The sequence below is a fragment of the Olsenella uli genome, from assembly GCF_016900775.1.
GTDB lineage: Bacteria > Actinomycetota > Coriobacteriia > Coriobacteriales > Atopobiaceae > Thermophilibacter > Thermophilibacter uli_A.
Genome location: NZ_JACJKN010000008.1, coordinates 1 through 16,592, shown reverse-complemented (window position 1 = coordinate 16,592; position 16,592 = coordinate 1). Strand labels below are relative to the sequence as shown.

The following is a 16,592-nucleotide window of genomic DNA, read 5'->3' as shown; positions in this document are numbered from 1 at the left end:
GTATCTCCCCTTCGACGCATGAACTTCGAGATTATACCCGAAACCTACTCGGACGATACCGAGGAAAGTGCCCCGACCAACTCGTTCACCCGGCGCTGAAGCTCGGTCGCCTCGCGGAAGAGCGCCTGGGACTCCTCGTCCGGGCGCGAGGAGGAGCCGAGCGCCGCGCGGATCTGGCGGATCCGCCTCCGGCACGAGCAGAGCTCGGCGGTGTCCACGATGAAGTCGAGCTTCTCGGCGTCCGAGAGCTCGTCGTCGTCCATCACGCGCCCGCCCGAGAGGATCGAGGGCGCCTCGCTCACCACCGAGCTCGCCGCCGCCACGGCCTCGGCGGGGCTCGTGCCCTCCGGCGTGGAGAGCATCGCCCACGCCATCGCCTCGTGGCGGGCGTCCGACCAGGAGAGCCCGGCGATGCGCTCGGCGTAGGGCCTCAGGGCGTCCGGGCGCTGCGCCATGGCGCCGAGCAGCTCGCGCTCGGCCGCGACCTGCATGCGGTCGTCGGCGGAGAGCGCGCGGTACCCGGCGGCGCGCGCGGGGCGAGGGGGGCGGGTGGCCGGGGGCGCGGCCGGCGCGGCGTCATAGGCGTCCGCGGGCACGTAGTCGTCGGGCACGTAGGCCCCCTCGTCGTCGTAGGCGGGCGCGGGGGGCATCGCCTGTGCCGCGGGGGCCGGCGCCGTGCGGGCGGGCCGCCGGGACGCCGGGCGCGCGGGGGCGCGGTCCTCCTCGACCTCCGCGACCTTGGCCTCGCGAATGGCGCGCTTGGTCTCGTCGACGTCCATCCCGAGGGTGTCCGCGAGCCGCGTGGCGTACTCGTCGAGCAGGACCGAGTGCTTGAGCGGCGCCAGGAGCTGGGCCATGTCCGCGAGCGCGCGGACGCGCAGGCCCGGGGCCGAGAGGTCGAGGCCCGCCAGGCGCTTCTCGAAGACGAAGTCCATGAGCGGGCGCGCCGCGGCGAGGATGGGGCGCAGCGCTTCGGCGCCGCGCTCGGAGAGGAACTCCATCGGGTCGAGGTTGTCCGGCAGCACCACGCACATGAGCGCCGCCGAGGTCTTGTCGATGTAGCGCACCGCGCGCTCGGCCGCCCGCTGCCCCGCGGCGTCCCCGTCGAAGAGGCAGACGATGCGGCTCACGCGCTGGCGCTCCATGAGCCGCACGTGGTCCAGCCGGAAGGCCGTGCCGAGCGCGGCCACGGCGTTGGTGAACCCGGCCTCGTGCATGGCGATGACGTCGGTGTAGCCCTCGCAGACGATGGCCTCGCCGGTGGCGGCCATCCCCTCCTTGGCCCGGTCGTAGGCGAAGAGGTGCTTGCCCTTGTTGAAGGCGGCCGTGTCGCGCGTGTTGACGTACTTGGCCACGTTGTCGCGCTTGGGCCCGATGACGCGGCCGCCGAAGGCGATGGTGCGGCCCTGCTCGTCGTGGATGGGAAACATCACGCGGTCGTAGAAGCGGTCCACGACGCGCCCCGAGCGCTCCTGCGCGAGGTCGGCCGCGATGAGCTCGGCGGGGGTGAAGCCCTGGGCGCGCAGCCGCGCCACGAGCTGCCCGCGCCCCGGGGCGAAGCCGAGCCCCCAGCGCCGGCAGACGGCCGAGCCGAAGCCGCGGCCGGCGAAGTAGCGCCGCGCCTCGTCCGGGCCCGGGCCCTTGCCGCGCATGAGCATGGTGTGGTAGTACTCCTCGGCGGCGCCGAGCGCCTCCATGAGGCGCGTCTTCCGGGGCCCGCGCCGGCCGCCGCGCTCCTCGGCGAGCTCGATCCCGGCGCGGTCCGCGAGGTAGCGGATGGCGTCGGGGAAGTCGAGGTTCTCGCGGCGCTGCACGTAGGAGAAGACGTCGCCGCCGTCCCCGCAGCCAAAGCAGTGCCACAGGCCCGTCGCCGGGTTCACCTTGAAAGACGGGCTCTTCTCGCCGTGGAAGGGGCAGCACCCCCAGAACTCCTGGCCGCGCTGCCTGAGCTCCACGGTCTCGGCCACGAGCTGCACGAAGTCCGTGGCCTGGCGGACCCGCTCCTTGTCCTCGTCGGTTATCACGCGCGCCTCCCGGAAAGCTCGACCCCCCGCACCCCGAGGGTAGCACGCACCCAGGACACGTTGCCGAGCACCACGCGCTCGAGCTCGTCGAGCGAGGGGAACGTCCGCGGCTCGCGGAGCCACCGGACAAAGACCACGCGCACGACCGCGCCGTAGAGGTCGCCCCCGAAGCCGAGCAGCGTCGCCTCGAGGAAGGGCTCGCCCTCCTCGCCCGGCGAGAAGGACCTCGGCTTGCCCACGTTGATGGCCGCCGGGTAGGCGACCTCGCCCACGTGGTCGGTGCCGAGGGCGCTGCCCACGACGACGAACCCCGCGTAGACGCCCTCGGCGGGGAGGCACGCGCCCGCGTCCACGCGCACGTTCGCCGTGGGGAAGCCAAAGCCCGTGCCCTCGCCGCGCCCGTGCTCGACCGTGCCCGCGACAAAGTGGCAGCGGCCCATGAGCGCAGACGCCTCCTCGACGCTCCCCCGCCCTATGAGGCCGCGGATGCGCGTGGCGGTGATGGGGGCCCCGCCCTCGCTCGCAAGCGGCACGCCGATGACGTCGAAGCCGTCCGCCCGGCCGAGCTCGCGCAGGGCGGGGACGGTGCCCGCCCCCCGGGCGCCCAGGCGAAAGTCCTCGCCCACCACGATGGCGCGGACGTCGAGAAGAGAGCCCAGTCCCTCGCGCACGAAGCGCTCGTACGGCACGGCCGCGAGCTCGGGGGTGAACGAGAAGACGAGAAGGGCGTCCGCCCCGGAGTCGACGAGGGCGTACTCGCGATCGTCGGCGGAGAGCAGCTCGTCGGGCGCGGCGTCCGGCGAGAGGACGCGCGCGGGGTCGGGCGAGAAGGTCACGACGGCCAGGCGGCAGCCCCGGCGCCCGGCCTCGGCGCGGGCGCGGGCGAGAAGCGCCCGGTGCCCGCGGTGCAGCCCGTCGAAGGCGCCGATGGCGCAGACGAAGCGCCGGTCCTCGCCGAGCGCGCGCCTCTCCGAGAGGAGCGGGTCACAGGCGGGCTCGGGGCCCTCCCCCACGGCCACGGCGGAGAACGGCGCGCGGTAGGGCACGTCGAGCGCGCACTCGACGGCCCCGTCGAGCAGGCGCATGCCAAAGCCGCCGCGATACGCGCGGCCCGCGGGGACGCAGGCGCGCACGAGCGCGCGGACGCCGCGCTCGTCGAGCGGCGACTCGGGAGAGAGCGAGCGGGCGTCGACGGGCGCGCGCACGCCCTCGACGGCCTGCGGGAAGTTGGTCTCGCAGACGAGGTGGCGCCCGTCGCGGCGCCAGATGCCGGCCAGGCCGCCGCCCAGGGTGAGCGCCACGCGCTCGCCGGGGGCGGGGGCGCGCACCACGCAGTCGTCACGCACCTCGCCAAGCGAGATCCTGCGCCCGTTCATGACGTCGACGACCTCATCGAGCGAGAGGGCGCGCTCGGGAAGGCCCAGGACGCCGACCGGGTCGAGGCAGCGCTCGTGGACGAGCTCGGCGCCGCGGGCCTCGAGCTCCTCGAGCGTCAGGCAGTCGGCGAGCGCCACGGGGCCGGAGAAGGTGCGCCTGAGGGCCGAGACGTGCGCGCAGCAGCCCAGGCGGCGCCCGAGGTCGCGCGCGAGGCTGCGCACGTAGGTGCCCTTGGAGACGTCGAGCGAGAGCTCCCAGCTCCTGGCCGCGGCGTCAACGCCGAGGAGGCGCGCGTCATAGACGCGGACGCGCCGGGCGGCGAGCCCGAGCGCCTCGCCCGAGCGGGCGGCGTCGTAGGCGCGCCGGCCGCCCACCGAGACGGCGGAGAAGGCCGGGGGCACCTGGTCCTGCTCGCCCGCGAGGCTCGAGACCTCGAGCTTGGCGACCATGGGGTCGAGCAGCTCGCCTGGCACCTCGGCCGTGCGCGTGATGTCGCCCTCGGCGTCGTCCGTGGTGGTCTCGGACCCGAGCTGGAAGGTCGCGTCGTAGCCCTTGCGGTCGAGCGTGAGCAGGCCCAGGAGCTTAGTGGCCTGGCCGATGCCCACCACGAGCACGCCGGTGGCGGCCGGGTCGAGCGTGCCGGCGTGGCCCACGCGGCGCTCCCCCACCGCGCGGCGGACGCGGGAGACGACGTCGTGGCTCGTCATGCCGGCGGGCTTGTCGATGGCGATGAGCGCCGAGAACGCGCTCGGACGGCGGGCCAACGTCAGCCCTCCGCCGGGGCGTACAGGGCGCGGAGCTTGGGCAGGACGACGGCGAGCGCCTCGTCGATGTCGCCGTCCACGGTGAAGCCCGCCGCCGCGGCGTGCCCGCCGCCGCCCATCTCGCGCGCGATCGAGGAGATGTCGCGCGAGGACTTGGCGCGCAGGTTCCCGCGGACCTTGCCGCCGGGGACCTCCTTCAGGAAGAGCGCCACCTCGCAGCCGTCGACCCGGCGCACCAGGTCGACGAGGCCGTCGCACTCCGCCACGGGCACGCCCGTGGCGGCGAAGTCGGCCGCGGTGGCATAGCTGTAGGCGATCTTTCCCTGCTCGAAGGTGGTGATGCGGCTCATGACGGTGGCGGAGAGGTGGATGTAGGCGAGCCGGTCGCTCTGGTAGACGTGGAGCGACACCTCGGAGGGCGAGGCGCCGGCCTCGACGAGCGAGCTCGCGACGCAGAACGCCTCGCCGTTGGCGTTCTGGTACTGGAAGCAGCCCGTGTCCGTCATGAGGGCGCAGAGCAGGTTCTGCGCGATCGTGGGCGTGAGCTCGCAGCCCACGTGGCGCGCGAACTCGGCGACGATGATGCCGGCCGCCGCGGCGTCCGGGCGCACCACGCCGGCGTCCCAGCCCGGCTCGCCGCCCGGATGGTGGTCGAGCACCACCGCGTGCGCGGAGCGCTCGAGCACGGCGCGCGCATCGGCGAGCCGGCCCGGCTGCGAGAGGTCCACACAGACGAAGAGGTCGGGCGAGCCCTCGTAGGCGCAGGCGCGCACGAAGGAGTCCGCGCCCGGCAGGAAGGCGTAGGTGCGCGGCACCACGTCGTCGTCGGCGAGCAGGCTCGTGACCTCGCGGCCCGGCCAGGTGCGTTCGATGACCTCGGCCAGGGCGAGCCCCGAGCCGAGCGCGTCGCCGTCGGGCGAGGTGTGCGCGCAGACGACGATGCGCCGCGCCGCCTCGATCAGGCGGGCGATCGCGTCGAACTGCGCGGCCTGTTCGGCGGGAATGGCTCCCCCCAGCATGCGGACCCCCTACTCCTCGTCGTCCTTCTCGCCCGCCGCCGCGGGCACGTCGGCCACCGGGTAGCCGAACTCGTCCTTCTCCACGCCGAGCGTGGGGGGCACGTCCTCGAGGGCGCGCGCGATGCGCTCGGCCTCGTCGGTCGTGGTGTCGATGCGAAAGTCGAGCTCCGGGGTCACGCGCCAGCCGAGCGAGCGGCCCAGAAGCGAGCGGATGCGGCCCTTGGCGCGCGCGAGCGCGGCCGTGACCTCGTCATAGCGCTCGGCGTCGCAGCTCACGAACGCCCGCAGGAGCGACTTGTCGACGGAGACCTCCACGCCCGTGACGGTCACGAGCGCCAGCGCGGGGTCGGAGACCTCGAAGAGCAGGATGTAGCTGAGCTTCTCCCGCGCGAGCGCGTTGGTCCTTCTCGAATACTGGTTCTGCTTCATTGGTCATGCTCCCAAGCGGGGGCGGGGCCGCACGGCCCCGCCCCGTCCGCGGTGAACTACTCGGTGCGCGCCACCTGGTCGATGCGGTAGCCCTCGATGATGTCGCCGGGCTTGACGTCCTGGAAGTTCTCCAGGCCGATGCCGCACTCGAAGCCCGCCTTGACGCTCTTGACGTCGTCCTTGTAGCGCCTGAGCGACGCGATCTTGCCGTCGTAGACGACGATGCCGTCGCGCACGAGGCGGACCTTGTCGTCGCGGGAGATCTCGCCGTCCTGGACCATGCAGCCCGCGGCGATGCCGACCTTGGGCACCTTGAAGGTGTCGCGGACCTCGGCCGAGCCCGTCTGGACCTCGATCTCGGTGGGCTTGAGCATGCCGATGCGGGCGGCGTCGATGTCCTCGATCGCCTTGTAGATGACGCTGTAGGTGCGGATCTCCACGCCGTCGCGCTCGGCGGCCGCGCGGGCCTTGGCCTCCGGGCGCACGCCGAAGCCGATGATGATGGCGTTGGAGGCGTCCGCGAGGACGACGTCGGTCTCGGTGATGGCGCCCACGGCCGAGTGGATCGTGTTGATGCGGACCTCGGACTGGTCCATCTTGTCGAGGGAGTCCTGGAGCGCCTCGATCGAGCCCTGGACGTCGGCCTTGATGATGAGGTTGAGCTCCTTGACCTCGGCGTCGGCCATGGTGTCGAAGAGGTTCTCGAGCGTCACGTGCTTGACGCGGTTCTGCTCCTCGATGCGGGCCTTGAGGGCGCGCTGGTCGGCGAGGTCGCGGGCGTCGCGGTCGTCCTGGAAGACGCGGAACTCGTCGCCGGCCATCGGCACGCTCTGCAGGCCGAGGATCTCCACGGCGTCCGAGGGGCCGGCGGTCTCGACGGAGTTGCCCTTGGGGTCGAGCATCGCGCGGACGCGGCCGTAGGACATGCCGGCCACGAGCGCGTCGCCGATGTGCAGCGTGCCGCGCGTCACGAGGACCGTGGCCACGGAGCCGCGGCCGCGGTCGAGCTTGGCCTCGAGGACGTTGCCGGAGGCGAAGGTGTCCGGGTTGGCCTTGAGCTCGAGGACGTCCGCCTGGAGAAGGACGGTCTCGAGCAGCTCGTCGATGCCGATCTTCTGCTTGGCGGAGATGTTGACGAACATGTTCTGCCCGCCCCACTCCTCGGGGATGACGCCGTACTCGGTGAGCTCCTGGCGCACCTTGTCGGGGTTGGCGCCCGGCTTGTCGATCTTGTTGACGGCCACGATGATGGGGACGCCCGCGGCCTTGGCGTGGTTGATGGACTCCACGGTCTGCGGCATGACGCCGTCGTCGGCCGCCACGATCAGGATGACGATGTCGGTCACCTTGGCGCCGCGGGCGCGCATGGCCGTGAAGGTCTCGTGGCCCGGGGTGTCGATGAAGGTGATCGTGCGGCCGTTGATCTTGACCTGGGAGGCGCCGATGGCCTGCGTGATGCCGCCGGCCTCGCCCTCGGCCACGCCCGTGTGGCGGATGGCGTCCAGAAGCGAGGTCTTGCCGTGGTCGACGTGGCCCATGACGGTGACCACCGGCGGGCGCGGCTTGAGGTCGGCCGGGTCGTCGTAGAACGTGAAGGAGTTTTCCTCCTCCTTGGTCATGACCTTGACGTCGCGCCCGAGGTCGTCGGCCACGAGCTCGATGAGCTCGTCGGACATGGACTCGGTCAGCGTGAGCGGGGTGCCCAGCAGGAAGAGGCGCTTGATGATGTCGTTGGCCGGCACGCCGAGGAGCTCGGCGAGCTCGCCCACGGTGGAGCCCTGCGGGACCCTCACGGTGTCGAGCTGCGAGAGGTCCTGGTCGTTGGCGATGGCCTCCTCGATGCGGTGCTGCTCGGCGGCCTGCTCGGCCTGCTTCTGGCGGCGCTCCTTGCGGCGCTTGCGGCGCCCGGTGGACTCGCGGGACGCCTCCTCGACGGCCACGCGGGCCTCCTCGAGGACGCGGCTCCTGTTATAGGCCTCGGCCTCGCGCGCCATGCGGCTGTAGCGGTCCTCGCCGCCCTCGCCGCGACGGCCCTTCTTGCCGCGGCGGCCGCGGCCGGCGTCGTCGGACGCCGGCGCGCTCGGGCCGGGCTGCGCCGCGGGCGCGGGGCCGGAGCCGCGGCGCCCGGCCGGGCGGGCGCCCTCGGCGCGGCGGCCGTGCCCGCCCTTCTCGGCGGCCTTCTTCTGCGCGGCCTCCTCGGCCTGGCGCTTGAGGACCTCCTCCTGCTGCGCGATCTGGTCGAGCAGGGACGAGAAGGACGGGACGGACTTCGGCGCGTTGTCGCGCACGCGGTTCTTCTCGGCCTCCTCGCGGGCCTTGCGCTCGGCCTCGGCGCGGGCCTCCTCCTTGGCCTTGCGCTCGGCCTCGGCGGCGGCGCGGCGGCGCTCCTCCTCGGCGCGCTCGCGCTCGCGGCGCTCCTCGGCGGCGATGCGCTCGGCCTCGGCCTGCTCGGCGGCGATGCGGGCCTCCTCGGCCTTGGCCTCGGCCTCGGCGCGCTTGGCGGCCTCGATCTCGGCGGCGCGGGCCTCGAGGATGGGCTTGAGCTTCTTGCGCACGATGGAGACGTAGGCGTCCTCGAGCGTCGAGGAGGCCGACTTGGCCGGTATCTTCATGTCGGCGAGGTGCCCGAGCATCTCCTTGCTCGACATCCCGTATTCCTTCGCGAGGTCATGTACGCGCGTCTTTGCCATGTGACCTACCTTCCAAACCTTCGGGCACGCGCCCGTCTGCTAGTTCCTGCGGGTACCCTAGATGAGCGAGTCGGGGTCGGAGCTGACCTCGGCGCCGGCGATCGCCTCGTGGATGCCGCAGAAGCGCGAGCCGGGGCGCGCCATGTTGCGGCACTGGACGCCGTTGGCGCCGACGAACTCGCAGCGGTGCGCCTCGCCGTCGTCGAGCAGGTCGTCCTCCGCGGCGGCGCGCGGCAGGTCGCGCAGGACGCCGGCCGCGAGCGACTCGTTCTTGATGTCGATGTGCATGCCCGTGAGGCGCGCGGCGAGCCGGGCGTTCTGGCCCTCCTTGCCGATGGCGAGCGAGAGCTGGTCGTCGGGGACGATGACGGTGGCGTAATCGGTCTCCTCGTCGATGATCACGCGGGAGACGCGCGCCGGCGAAAGCGCCGAGGCCACGCGGCGGGCCGGGTCGTCGCTCCAGAGGACCACGTCGACACGCTCGCCGCGCAGCTCGGAGACCACGGTGCGCACGCGGCTGCCCTTGGGGCCGACGCAGGCGCCCACCGGGTCGAGGCGCGGGTCGTTGGAGGAGACGGCCACCTTGGAGCGCACGCCGGGCTCGCGGGCGATGCTCCTGACCTCGACGACGCCGTCATAGACCTCGGGCACCTCGAGCTCGAAGAGGCGGCGCAGCAGGTCCGGGTGGGTGCGGGAGACCACGATGGGCGGGCGCTGGCGCTCGCCGCGCACCACGGGCTGCGTGGAGTTGGGGTCGCGCACGTCGATGATGATCGCGCGGATGCGCTGGTTGTGGGCGTAGCGCTCGCCGGCGGGGCGCTCGTTGCGCTCCTCGGGGAAGCGGCGCTGGTCGAAGTGCGGCAGCTCCGCCTCGACGCCCTCGCGGATCTTGATGATCGTGAAGTCCGAGGTGGTCTGCAGGACCGTGCCGGTGATGATGTCGCCCACGCGCTGCGAGAACTCCTCGTAGATCTGGACGCGGGCGGCGTTGCGCACGATGGCCTTGATCTCGGCCTTGGCGTGCTGGGCGGCGATGCGGCTCGTGTCGGCGGGGGTCACATCGACCTCGTCGAACTCGGAGTACTCGCCGGTCTCCGGGTCCTCCTCGCCCTTGGGGACGAGCTCGTAAACGTAGACCTTGCCGGTCTGGCGGTCGATCGTGACGCGGGCGCCGAAGGGCAGGTGCAAGACGTCGGCGTAGCTCTTCGCGAGCGACTGCTCGAGCCGGTCGAGCAAGTAGAGCTGGTCGATGTGGCGCTCCTGGCAGAGCAGCTCGAGGGCTTCCATCATCTGAGAGGCCATGGGTTTCTCCTTACTTCCTCCTGCCCGGGGCGCAGGCGTCGGCCTCGCCGAAGTCGGGCTTGATCGTGCACTTCCTGATGTCGTCGAGCGAGAGCTCCACGCGCTCGCCGTCGACCTCGAGGGCCACCGTCTGGCCCTCGATGCCCAGGAGGGTGCCTGTGTAGCGGCGCCTCCCCTCCCCGGGCACGAGGCTCACGGCCACCGTCTGGCCGGCGAAGCGCGCGAAGTCGCGCGGGCGGCGCAGGGGGCGCGCCATGCCCGGGCTCGACACCTCGAGGGTGAAGCTCGAGGGGATGGGGTCGAGCTCGTCCAGCGCGGCCGAGATCCACTCCGTCTCCTCCGTCACCTCGTCGAGCGTGATGGTGGGCGCGGACTCGTCCGCGTGGTCGATCCGCACGCGCACGCAGGGCGCCTTGCTCGCGCCGACGACCTCGACGTCCACGACGTCGATGCCGCGCTCCCCGGCGCGGGGCTCCAGCGCGTCGATGATCGCCTGCTCGAGACCTTGCTTGGGCATCGCCCCTCCCGTCTTCATACAGAAAGGAAGCGGGGCGAGAAAATCCACCCCACTTCCTACGGTTACAGCTTCGAATACGCTGCTAGTCTACGGTTTTTCTCGCCCCGCGTCAAAACGCCTCCACGAGAACCCCACATCGCGCATCGGCGGGCGGACGGCGCGACGGAGCGCGCGGCCGGGTTAGAAAGTGGCGCGCGTTGCGCGCGCCATGCTGTCGCCGCTTAGAAAAACGCGGCCGTCGCACCACGTCGCGCGCACGGAGCTAGAGATTCGCGGCCGCTGCACGCGGCAGCGCCCCTCCCGCTTGGGAAACCGGGCCCGTTGCGCTCAAAGGCGAGAAGAACGGCCACGCGCCCTTCTCGCCTCCCGCAACGGGCCCGCCTTTCTAAACCCGACGGCCGTCCCGTGCGCAACGACCCCAGAAACCTAACCGCCCCACTCCGGCGGCAGCACGTGCGGGCCGAGACGCGCGGATCCCCGCCTCTTCCGGAGAGAAGTTCCGCGCAGCGCACTTCTCGGAGGAAGAGGCGGGGGTCCGCCCCCACACGTGAGAGCCTACACCGCCACGATGTTGACCAGGCGGCCCTTGATGACGATGACCTTCTTGATCTCCTTGCCGGCGAGCTGCTCGGCCACGGCGGCCTTGGCGGCCTCCTCGAGCTCGCCGTCGGAGGCGTCGGCGGGAACCGTCACGCGGCCGCGGACCTTGCCCTTGATCTGGACGGCAATCTCCACCTCGTCGGCCTTGGCGGCCGCGGCGTCGAACTCGGGCCAGGCGGCGTTGTAGACGGAGCCCTCCTGCGCCAGCGCCTTGTGCCAGAGCTCCTCGGCCCAGTGCGGGCAGATCGGCGCGAGCATGGTCACAATCGCGTGCGCCACGGCGAAGCAGAGCGCGGGGTCGCGCTGCTCGGGCGCCACGTCGTTCACGTACTTGGACGCCGCGTTGGTAATCTCCATGACGGCGGAGATGGCGGTGTTGAACTGGCCGCGGTCGAAGTCGGCGGTGCACTTGAGGCCCATGCCGTTGAGCGTGCGCCACAGCTCCTTGCCCGCAGCGTCGAGCGTGCCCGCGTCCACGGCCCCCGCGGCCGCGCCCTGGCTGAGCAGCCAGACCACGCGCCAGGCGCGCTTGATGAAGCGGTTGGCGCCGGCGACGGCCTCCTCGTCCCAGTTGAAGTCCTTCTCGGGCGGGGCGATGAAGAGGATGGCCAGGCGCATGGTGTCCGCGCCGTAGGGCTCGATCACCGAGGACGGCGGCACGACGTTGCCCTTGGACTTGGACATGGTGTCGCCGTTGGCGTCCTTGACCATGCCCTGGCAGAGCAGGTTCTCGAAGGGCTCGTCGATGCCGATCATGCCGAGGTCGCGCAGGACCTTGGTGAAGAAGCGGCTGTAGAGCAGGTGCAGGATGGCGTGCTCGATGCCGCCGATGTAGTTGTCCACCGGCATCCAGCGGTCCACGGCCTCGCGCGAGAAGGGCAGCTCCTCGTTGTGCGGGTCGCAGTAGCGCAGGTAGTACCAGCTCGAGCACGTGAAGGTGTCCATGGTGTCGGTGATGCGCTTGGCGGGCCTGCCGCACTTGGGGCAGGTGGTCTCGTAGAAGGGCGCGTACTCCGCGAGCGTCTCGCCGGCGCCGAGGTCGAGCGTGTCCGGCAGCGTGACGGGCAGGTCCTCATAGGGCACCGGCACGTCGCCGCAGCAGTCGCAGTGGATCATCGGGATGGGGTTGCCCCAGTAGCGCTGGCGGCTGATGAGCCAGTCGCGCAGGCGGAACTGCACCGTCTTGCGGCCGAGCCCCTGCTGCCCGAGCCAGTCGATGATGGCGTCCACGGCCTCGGAGTGCTTGCCGCCCTTCATGCCGGTGAACGGGCCGGACTGCACGAGGTAGCCCTCGGCCTCCATCGCGTGGTCCCAGTCCACGGAGGTCACCACGAGCTCGCGCTCGTCCTTGAGCCGCTCGTAGAGCGGGTCGTCCTTCTCGCAGATGATCGGGGCGATCTCGAGGCCGTACTTCTTGGCGAAGTCGAAGTCGCGCTGGTCGCCGCAGGGCACGCCCATGACGGCGCCGGTGCCATAGTCCATGAGGACGTAGTCGGCGACCCAGATGGGGGCCGGGCGGCCGTTCACCGGGTTGATCACGTAGCGGCCGGTGAAGACGCCGTGCTTCTCGCGCTCAGAGCCCTGGCGGTCGACCGAGGAGACCTTCTCCGCCGCGGCCTTGAGCTCGAGGAAGGCCTCCTCGTGCTCTGTGCCAGCCACGAGCTCGGCGGCAAGCGGGCTCTCGGGCGGCAGCAGGAAGAAGGAGACGCCGAAGAGCGTGTCCGGGCGCGTGGTGAAGACGGTGATCTTGGTGTCGGTGGGGGTCACGCCGTCCTCCGCGGCCAGCGCGAAGTCGATCTCGGCGCCCTCGGAGCGGCCGATCCAGTTGGCCTGCATCGCGCGGACGCGCTCGGGCCACTTGCCCTCGAGCTTCTTGAGGTCGTCCAGGAGCTCCTGGGCGTAGTCGGTGATCTTGAAGTACCACTGGCTGAGCGCGCGCTTCTCGGGCACCGAGCCGCAGCGCCAGCACTTGCCGTCCACGACCTGCTCGTTGGCAAGGACCGTCTGGCAGCCGGGGCACCAGTTCACCGGCGAGTTGTCGCGGTAGACCAGGCCCTTCTCCCACATCTTGAGGAAGATCCACTGGCCCCACTTGTAGTACTCGGGGTCGCAGGTGTTGAACATGCGGTCGTAGTCGTAGGAGAAGCCCATGCGGCGCATGGTCTTGGTGGCCTGCGCGATGTTCTGGTGGGTCCAGACGCTCGCCTGCGTGTTGTGCTTGATGGCGGCGTTCTCCGCGGGCAGGCCAAAGGCGTCGTAGCCCATCGGGTGCAGCACGTCAAAGCCGCGCATGCGGGCCTGGCGGGCCATGGCGTCGCCGATCGTGTAGTTGCGCGCGTGGCCCATGTGCAGGTCGCCCGAGGGGTACGGGAACATCTCGAGCACGTACTTCTTGGGCTTCTCGGGGCTCTCCTCGGTCTTGTAGAGCTCCTCGGCGTCCCAGGCAGCCTGCCAGCGGGTCTCGATCTCCTCGGCGTCGTAGGCCGGGACCTCGAAGTTCTTCTCGGCGTCGCTCATCTGCGTGGCTCCTTCGTGTGCGATGGTCAACCGCTTGATTGTAGCAGCACCTCGGCTCGGGCGGTCGAACGTTCCTCCGAGAAGCGTGCTGCGCGGAACTTCTCTACGGAACGTCCGGCCGCCGCGAGGAGGCTCCAGCAACGAAAGGCCTCCCGGGCGTCTCGGAGAGAAGTTCCGCGAAGCGCACTTCTCGAAGAGACGTCCGGGAGGCCGTCGGCCGCAGGCTCTTCTCGCCTAGCGGTAGCTCACCGAGTGCTGGGAGTCCTTGACCACGACGTCGTGCGCGCCGCCCTCGACGATCGAGGTCGAGCTCACGAGCGTGAGGCGCGCCTTCTGCTGCAGCTCCTTGATCGTGAGCGCGCCGCAGTTGCACATCGTGGACTTGATCTTGTAGATCGTCTGGCCCACGCCCTCCTTGAGGGAGCCCGCGTAGGGCACGTAGGAGTCAACGCCCTCGACAAAGCCCAGCTTGGAGGCGCCGCCCTGGTCGTAGCGCTGCCAGTTGCGGGCGCGCGCGGAGCCCTCGCCCCAGTACTCCTTCATGTACTGGCCGTTGACGTTCACGCGCTCGGTGGGCGACTCGTCGAAGCGGGCGAAGTAGCGGCCGAGCATCATGAAGTCGGCGCCCATGGCAAGGGCGAGCGTCATGTGGTAGTCGTAGACGATGCCGCCGTCGGAGCACACGGGCACGTAGATGCCGGTCTCCTCGTAGTACTTGTCGCGCGCGCGGCAGACGTCGATGACCGCCGAGGCCTGGCCGCGGCCGATGCCCTTGGTCTCGCGCGTAATGCAGATGGAGCCGCCGCCGATGCCCACCTTCACGAAGTCCGCGCCGCAGTCGGCGAGGAAGCGGAAGCCGTCCTCGTCCACGACGTTGCCGGCGCCCACCTTGACCGAGTCGCCATAGTTGGCGCGCACCCACTCGAGCGTGCGCTTCTGCCACTCGGAGAAGCCCTCGGAGGAGTCGATGCAGAGCACGTCGGCGCCGGCCTCCACGAGCAGCGGCACGCGCTCGGCGTAGTCGCGGGTGTTGATGCCCGCGCCCACCATGTAGCGCTTGTTGGCGTCCAGGAGCTCGTTGGGGTTGGACTTGTGCTGGTCGTAGTCCTTGCGGAAGACGATGCCCACCAGGTGGTCGTTCTCGTCCACGACGGGCAGGGCGTTGAGCTTGTTGTCCCAGATGACGTCGTTGGCCTTCTTGAGCGTGATGTCCTTGTCGCCCACGATGAGACGCTCGCGCGGGGTCATGAACTCGCGGACCCTCTTCTGGTGGTCGTCGCGGCTGGGGCGGTAGTCGCGGCTGGTCACGATGCCGAGGAGCTTGCCGCGCGAGGAGCCGTCGTCGGTGACGGGCATGGTGGAGTGGCCAGTGCGCTCCTTGAGGTCCATGACCTCGGCCATCGTCATGTCCGGCGTGAGCGTGGAGTCAGACTCCACGAAGCCGGCCTTGTGGTCCTTGACGGCCTTGACCATGGCCGCCTCCTGCTCGGGCGTCTGGTTGCCGTAGATGAAGGCCAGGCCGCCCTCGATGGCGAGCGCCACGCCCATGTCGACGCCGGAGACGGACTGCATGATGGCCGAGACCATGGGGATGTTGAGGCTGAGCGCGGGCTCCTCGCCGCGGCGAAACCTCACGAGCGGGGTCTTGAGCGACACGTTGGCGGGGATGTTCTCCGCCGAGGAGTATCCGGGGACGAGCAGGTACTCGGAAAAGGTGTGGGACTCCCCCTCGAAGAACGTTGCCATGTGCCGGCTCCTCTCCCCGCCCGCGGCGGAAAACTTCCCCGTAACTTAATTTGAGCCATTGTAGCATCCGCTCACGGGTTTTTCAGAGGCCGTTTGCCGAGAAGTGCCGCAGCCTGGCCTGCCCTACAATGGGTGCGTCGAAGGGAGCGCCATGGACGGTGCGCGCATTGCCGCGGCGGTGCGGCAGATCGTGGACGAGACGGGCAGGCGCGAGCCGCGGGCGGGGCGCAACGTCCTCATGCTCGCGTGGCTCGAGGGCGAGCTGGACGGGCTACCGCCCAACCCCGGCGACTTCGACATCATCTCGGCGGCCGTGCCGCTCGACAGGCTCACCGGGGAACGCGAGGAGGGGGATGCCTGCCGGAAGGTGTTTCTTGCCCTCTACTTCAGGACCAAGCGGTTCGTGCAGAGCCTCATGCCCATCGCGGACGAGGGGTCGCCGCTCTTTCGCATGCTCACCACCTCCGCCACGAAGCTCCACCCCGTGCACCGCGTCAGCACGCCCGACCCCGACAGCGAGCTCATGGCCGACCTCTTTGCCGCCGCGGCGGTGACGTACGTGGAGCGGCGCGACGGCTGGGAGCAGGTGGTCGAGGCGCTCGGCGTCGCCATCACGGCCCTGGTCTCCCCCGTCGTCCCCGAGGAGGGGCCCAAGGGGGCCGACGAGGTGCTCGCCGTGATCTTGCAGGACATCGCCGCGCGTCCGGAGAGCGCGAGCCTCGCGGAGCTGGCGCGGCGCTACTCCTACAGCACCACCTACCTCTCCGAGCTCATCCACGAGCGCTGCGGCATGACGTTCACCGAGCTCGTGACCAAACAGCGCATGGAGCGCGCGGCGATGCTACTGCGCGCGACGAGCCTCCCGGTGCGCGAGGTGGCGCGGCAGGTGGGCTACGCCGGGACGAGCAACTTCTACCGGGCGTTTCGGGCGCAGTTTGGGTGCGGGCCGGCCGAGTGGCGGGAGGCGGCGCGAAATTAATCCGCCCTGGCGGCCCGTCGGCTCATGCTCAACTGGGCTTTTCTAAAACATCGGAGCCACAGGGCGGATTAATTTGGGGCGCTTGGCCGAGCGGCGGGCGGGGGACGCGCGAGGGTTCCGGCGCGCGAGGGGTCCCGGCCCCCAAGCGGCCCCCAAGCCGGCACTCATGAGTGCCGGCTCTTCGGGAGCCCGGGGCCGGCACTTCTCGGCAAACGCCAAATGGATGCCGACACTCCCCTCTCCCAGCATACGAAAATGCCCGCACTCCCCGCCGGCACTCATGAGTGCCGGCGGGGAGTGCGGGCCGATTCGAGAAGGATCGGCGTGACGCGCCTACTTGACGCGCGCCAGGCGCCCGTCGCGGATCTCGTAGATGCGGTCCGCCGCGGCGTCGAGCTCGCCCGAGTGCATGATAGCGACGACGGTGCGGCGCCCGCGCAGGCCGCCGAGGTACGCGCACAGGCGCGCCCGCACCTCGGCGTCCAGGTTCGTGAGCGGCTCGTCCAGGAGCACGACCGGCTCCGGGCGCGAGAGGGCGCGCAGGAGCCCCAGCTTCTGGCGCTCGCCGAGCGAGAGGTTGAGCGGCTGGTCCGTGATGGCGCGCCCGGGCAGGTCGCCCAGGTCGAGC

At 70.9% G+C, this 16,592-nt stretch carries 11 protein-coding genes; 1 reads left to right on the top strand and 10 read right to left on the bottom strand.

The features are described from left to right. Positions 1-44: 44 nt before the first annotated feature. The 9 genes from dnaG to H6A23_RS06205 all read right to left on the bottom strand — a co-directional run bounded on the left by dnaG (position 45) and on the right by H6A23_RS06205 (position 14,985). Entirely contained in the window at positions 45-2,024 is a 1,980-nt protein-coding gene (dnaG, locus tag H6A23_RS06245) for a DNA primase (RefSeq protein ID WP_204831344.1), read from the bottom strand. Then, positions 2,021-4,165, bottom strand: coding sequence for a tRNA pseudouridine(55) synthase TruB (gene truB / locus H6A23_RS06240; protein WP_204831343.1), 2,145 nt, complete (start codon positions 4,163-4,165; stop codon positions 2,021-2,023). The genes dnaG and truB overlap by 4 nt, the downstream gene beginning before the upstream one ends. 2 nt (positions 4,166-4,167) lie before the next feature. Next, the gene (locus H6A23_RS06235; RefSeq protein WP_204831342.1) at positions 4,168-5,184 is read right to left on the bottom strand and encodes a DHH family phosphoesterase; all 1,017 of its coding nucleotides are present in this window, start codon (positions 5,182-5,184) and stop codon (positions 4,168-4,170) included. 9 nt (positions 5,185-5,193) lie between these two features. Beyond that, entirely contained in the window at positions 5,194-5,613 is a 420-nt protein-coding gene (gene rbfA, locus H6A23_RS06230) for a 30S ribosome-binding factor RbfA (RefSeq protein ID WP_204831341.1), read from the bottom strand. Positions 5,614-5,669: 56 nt separating this feature from the next. Continuing rightward, on the bottom strand, positions 5,670-8,303 hold the full coding sequence (infB, locus tag H6A23_RS06225; protein WP_204831340.1) for a translation initiation factor IF-2: 2,634 nt from the start codon (positions 8,301-8,303) through the stop codon (positions 5,670-5,672). 57 nt (positions 8,304-8,360) lie between these two features. Beyond that, the gene (gene nusA / locus H6A23_RS06220) at positions 8,361-9,605 is read right to left on the bottom strand and encodes a transcription termination factor NusA (protein ID WP_204831339.1); all 1,245 of its coding nucleotides are present in this window, start codon (positions 9,603-9,605) and stop codon (positions 8,361-8,363) included. Between the two features lie 10 nt (positions 9,606-9,615). Next, positions 9,616-10,122 (bottom strand): ribosome maturation factor RimP, encoded by a 507-nt coding sequence (gene rimP / locus H6A23_RS06215; protein WP_204831338.1) that lies wholly within the window; start codon positions 10,120-10,122, stop codon positions 9,616-9,618. A 555-nt stretch (positions 10,123-10,677) separates the two neighbouring features. Further along, positions 10,678-13,239 (bottom strand): leucine--tRNA ligase, encoded by a 2,562-nt coding sequence (gene leuS / locus H6A23_RS06210; RefSeq protein ID WP_204831337.1) that lies wholly within the window; start codon positions 13,237-13,239, stop codon positions 10,678-10,680. A gap of 234 nt (positions 13,240-13,473) precedes the next feature. After that, positions 13,474-14,985 carry an IMP dehydrogenase gene (locus H6A23_RS06205; RefSeq protein WP_204831336.1) on the bottom strand — a complete coding sequence of 504 codons (1,512 nt, stop codon included), beginning with the start codon at positions 14,983-14,985 and terminating at the stop codon, positions 13,474-13,476. A gap of 151 nt (positions 14,986-15,136) precedes the next feature. On the opposite strand from H6A23_RS06205, the gene H6A23_RS06200 reads away from it, so the two are divergent. After that, positions 15,137-15,964, top strand: coding sequence for a helix-turn-helix domain-containing protein (locus H6A23_RS06200; RefSeq protein WP_204831335.1), 828 nt, complete (start codon positions 15,137-15,139; stop codon positions 15,962-15,964). A gap of 333 nt (positions 15,965-16,297) precedes the next feature. Here the strand turns inward: H6A23_RS06200 and H6A23_RS06195 are convergent. Further along, on the bottom strand, positions 16,298-16,592 hold a 295-nt coding region (locus H6A23_RS06195; protein ID WP_204831334.1), incomplete at its 5' end, for an ATP-binding cassette domain-containing protein.

Coding starts and splice junctions, on each gene's coding strand:
- H6A23_RS06235 (WP_204831342.1), bottom strand. CDS start 5,184: ATGCTGGGGGGAGCCATTCCCGCCGAACAGGCCGCGCAGTTCGACGCG.
- rbfA (WP_204831341.1), bottom strand. CDS start 5,613: ATGAAGCAGAACCAGTATTCGAGAAGGACCAACGCGCTCGCGCGGGAG.
- infB (WP_204831340.1), bottom strand. CDS start 8,303: ATGGCAAAGACGCGCGTACATGACCTCGCGAAGGAATACGGGATGTCG.
- nusA (WP_204831339.1), bottom strand. CDS start 9,605: ATGGCCTCTCAGATGATGGAAGCCCTCGAGCTGCTCTGCCAGGAGCGC.
- rimP (WP_204831338.1), bottom strand. CDS start 10,122: ATGCCCAAGCAAGGTCTCGAGCAGGCGATCATCGACGCGCTGGAGCCC.
- leuS (WP_204831337.1), bottom strand. CDS start 13,239: ATGAGCGACGCCGAGAAGAACTTCGAGGTCCCGGCCTACGACGCCGAG.
- H6A23_RS06205 (WP_204831336.1), bottom strand. CDS start 14,985: ATGGCAACGTTCTTCGAGGGGGAGTCCCACACCTTTTCCGAGTACCTG.
- H6A23_RS06200 (WP_204831335.1), top strand. CDS start 15,137: ATGGACGGTGCGCGCATTGCCGCGGCGGTGCGGCAGATCGTGGACGAG.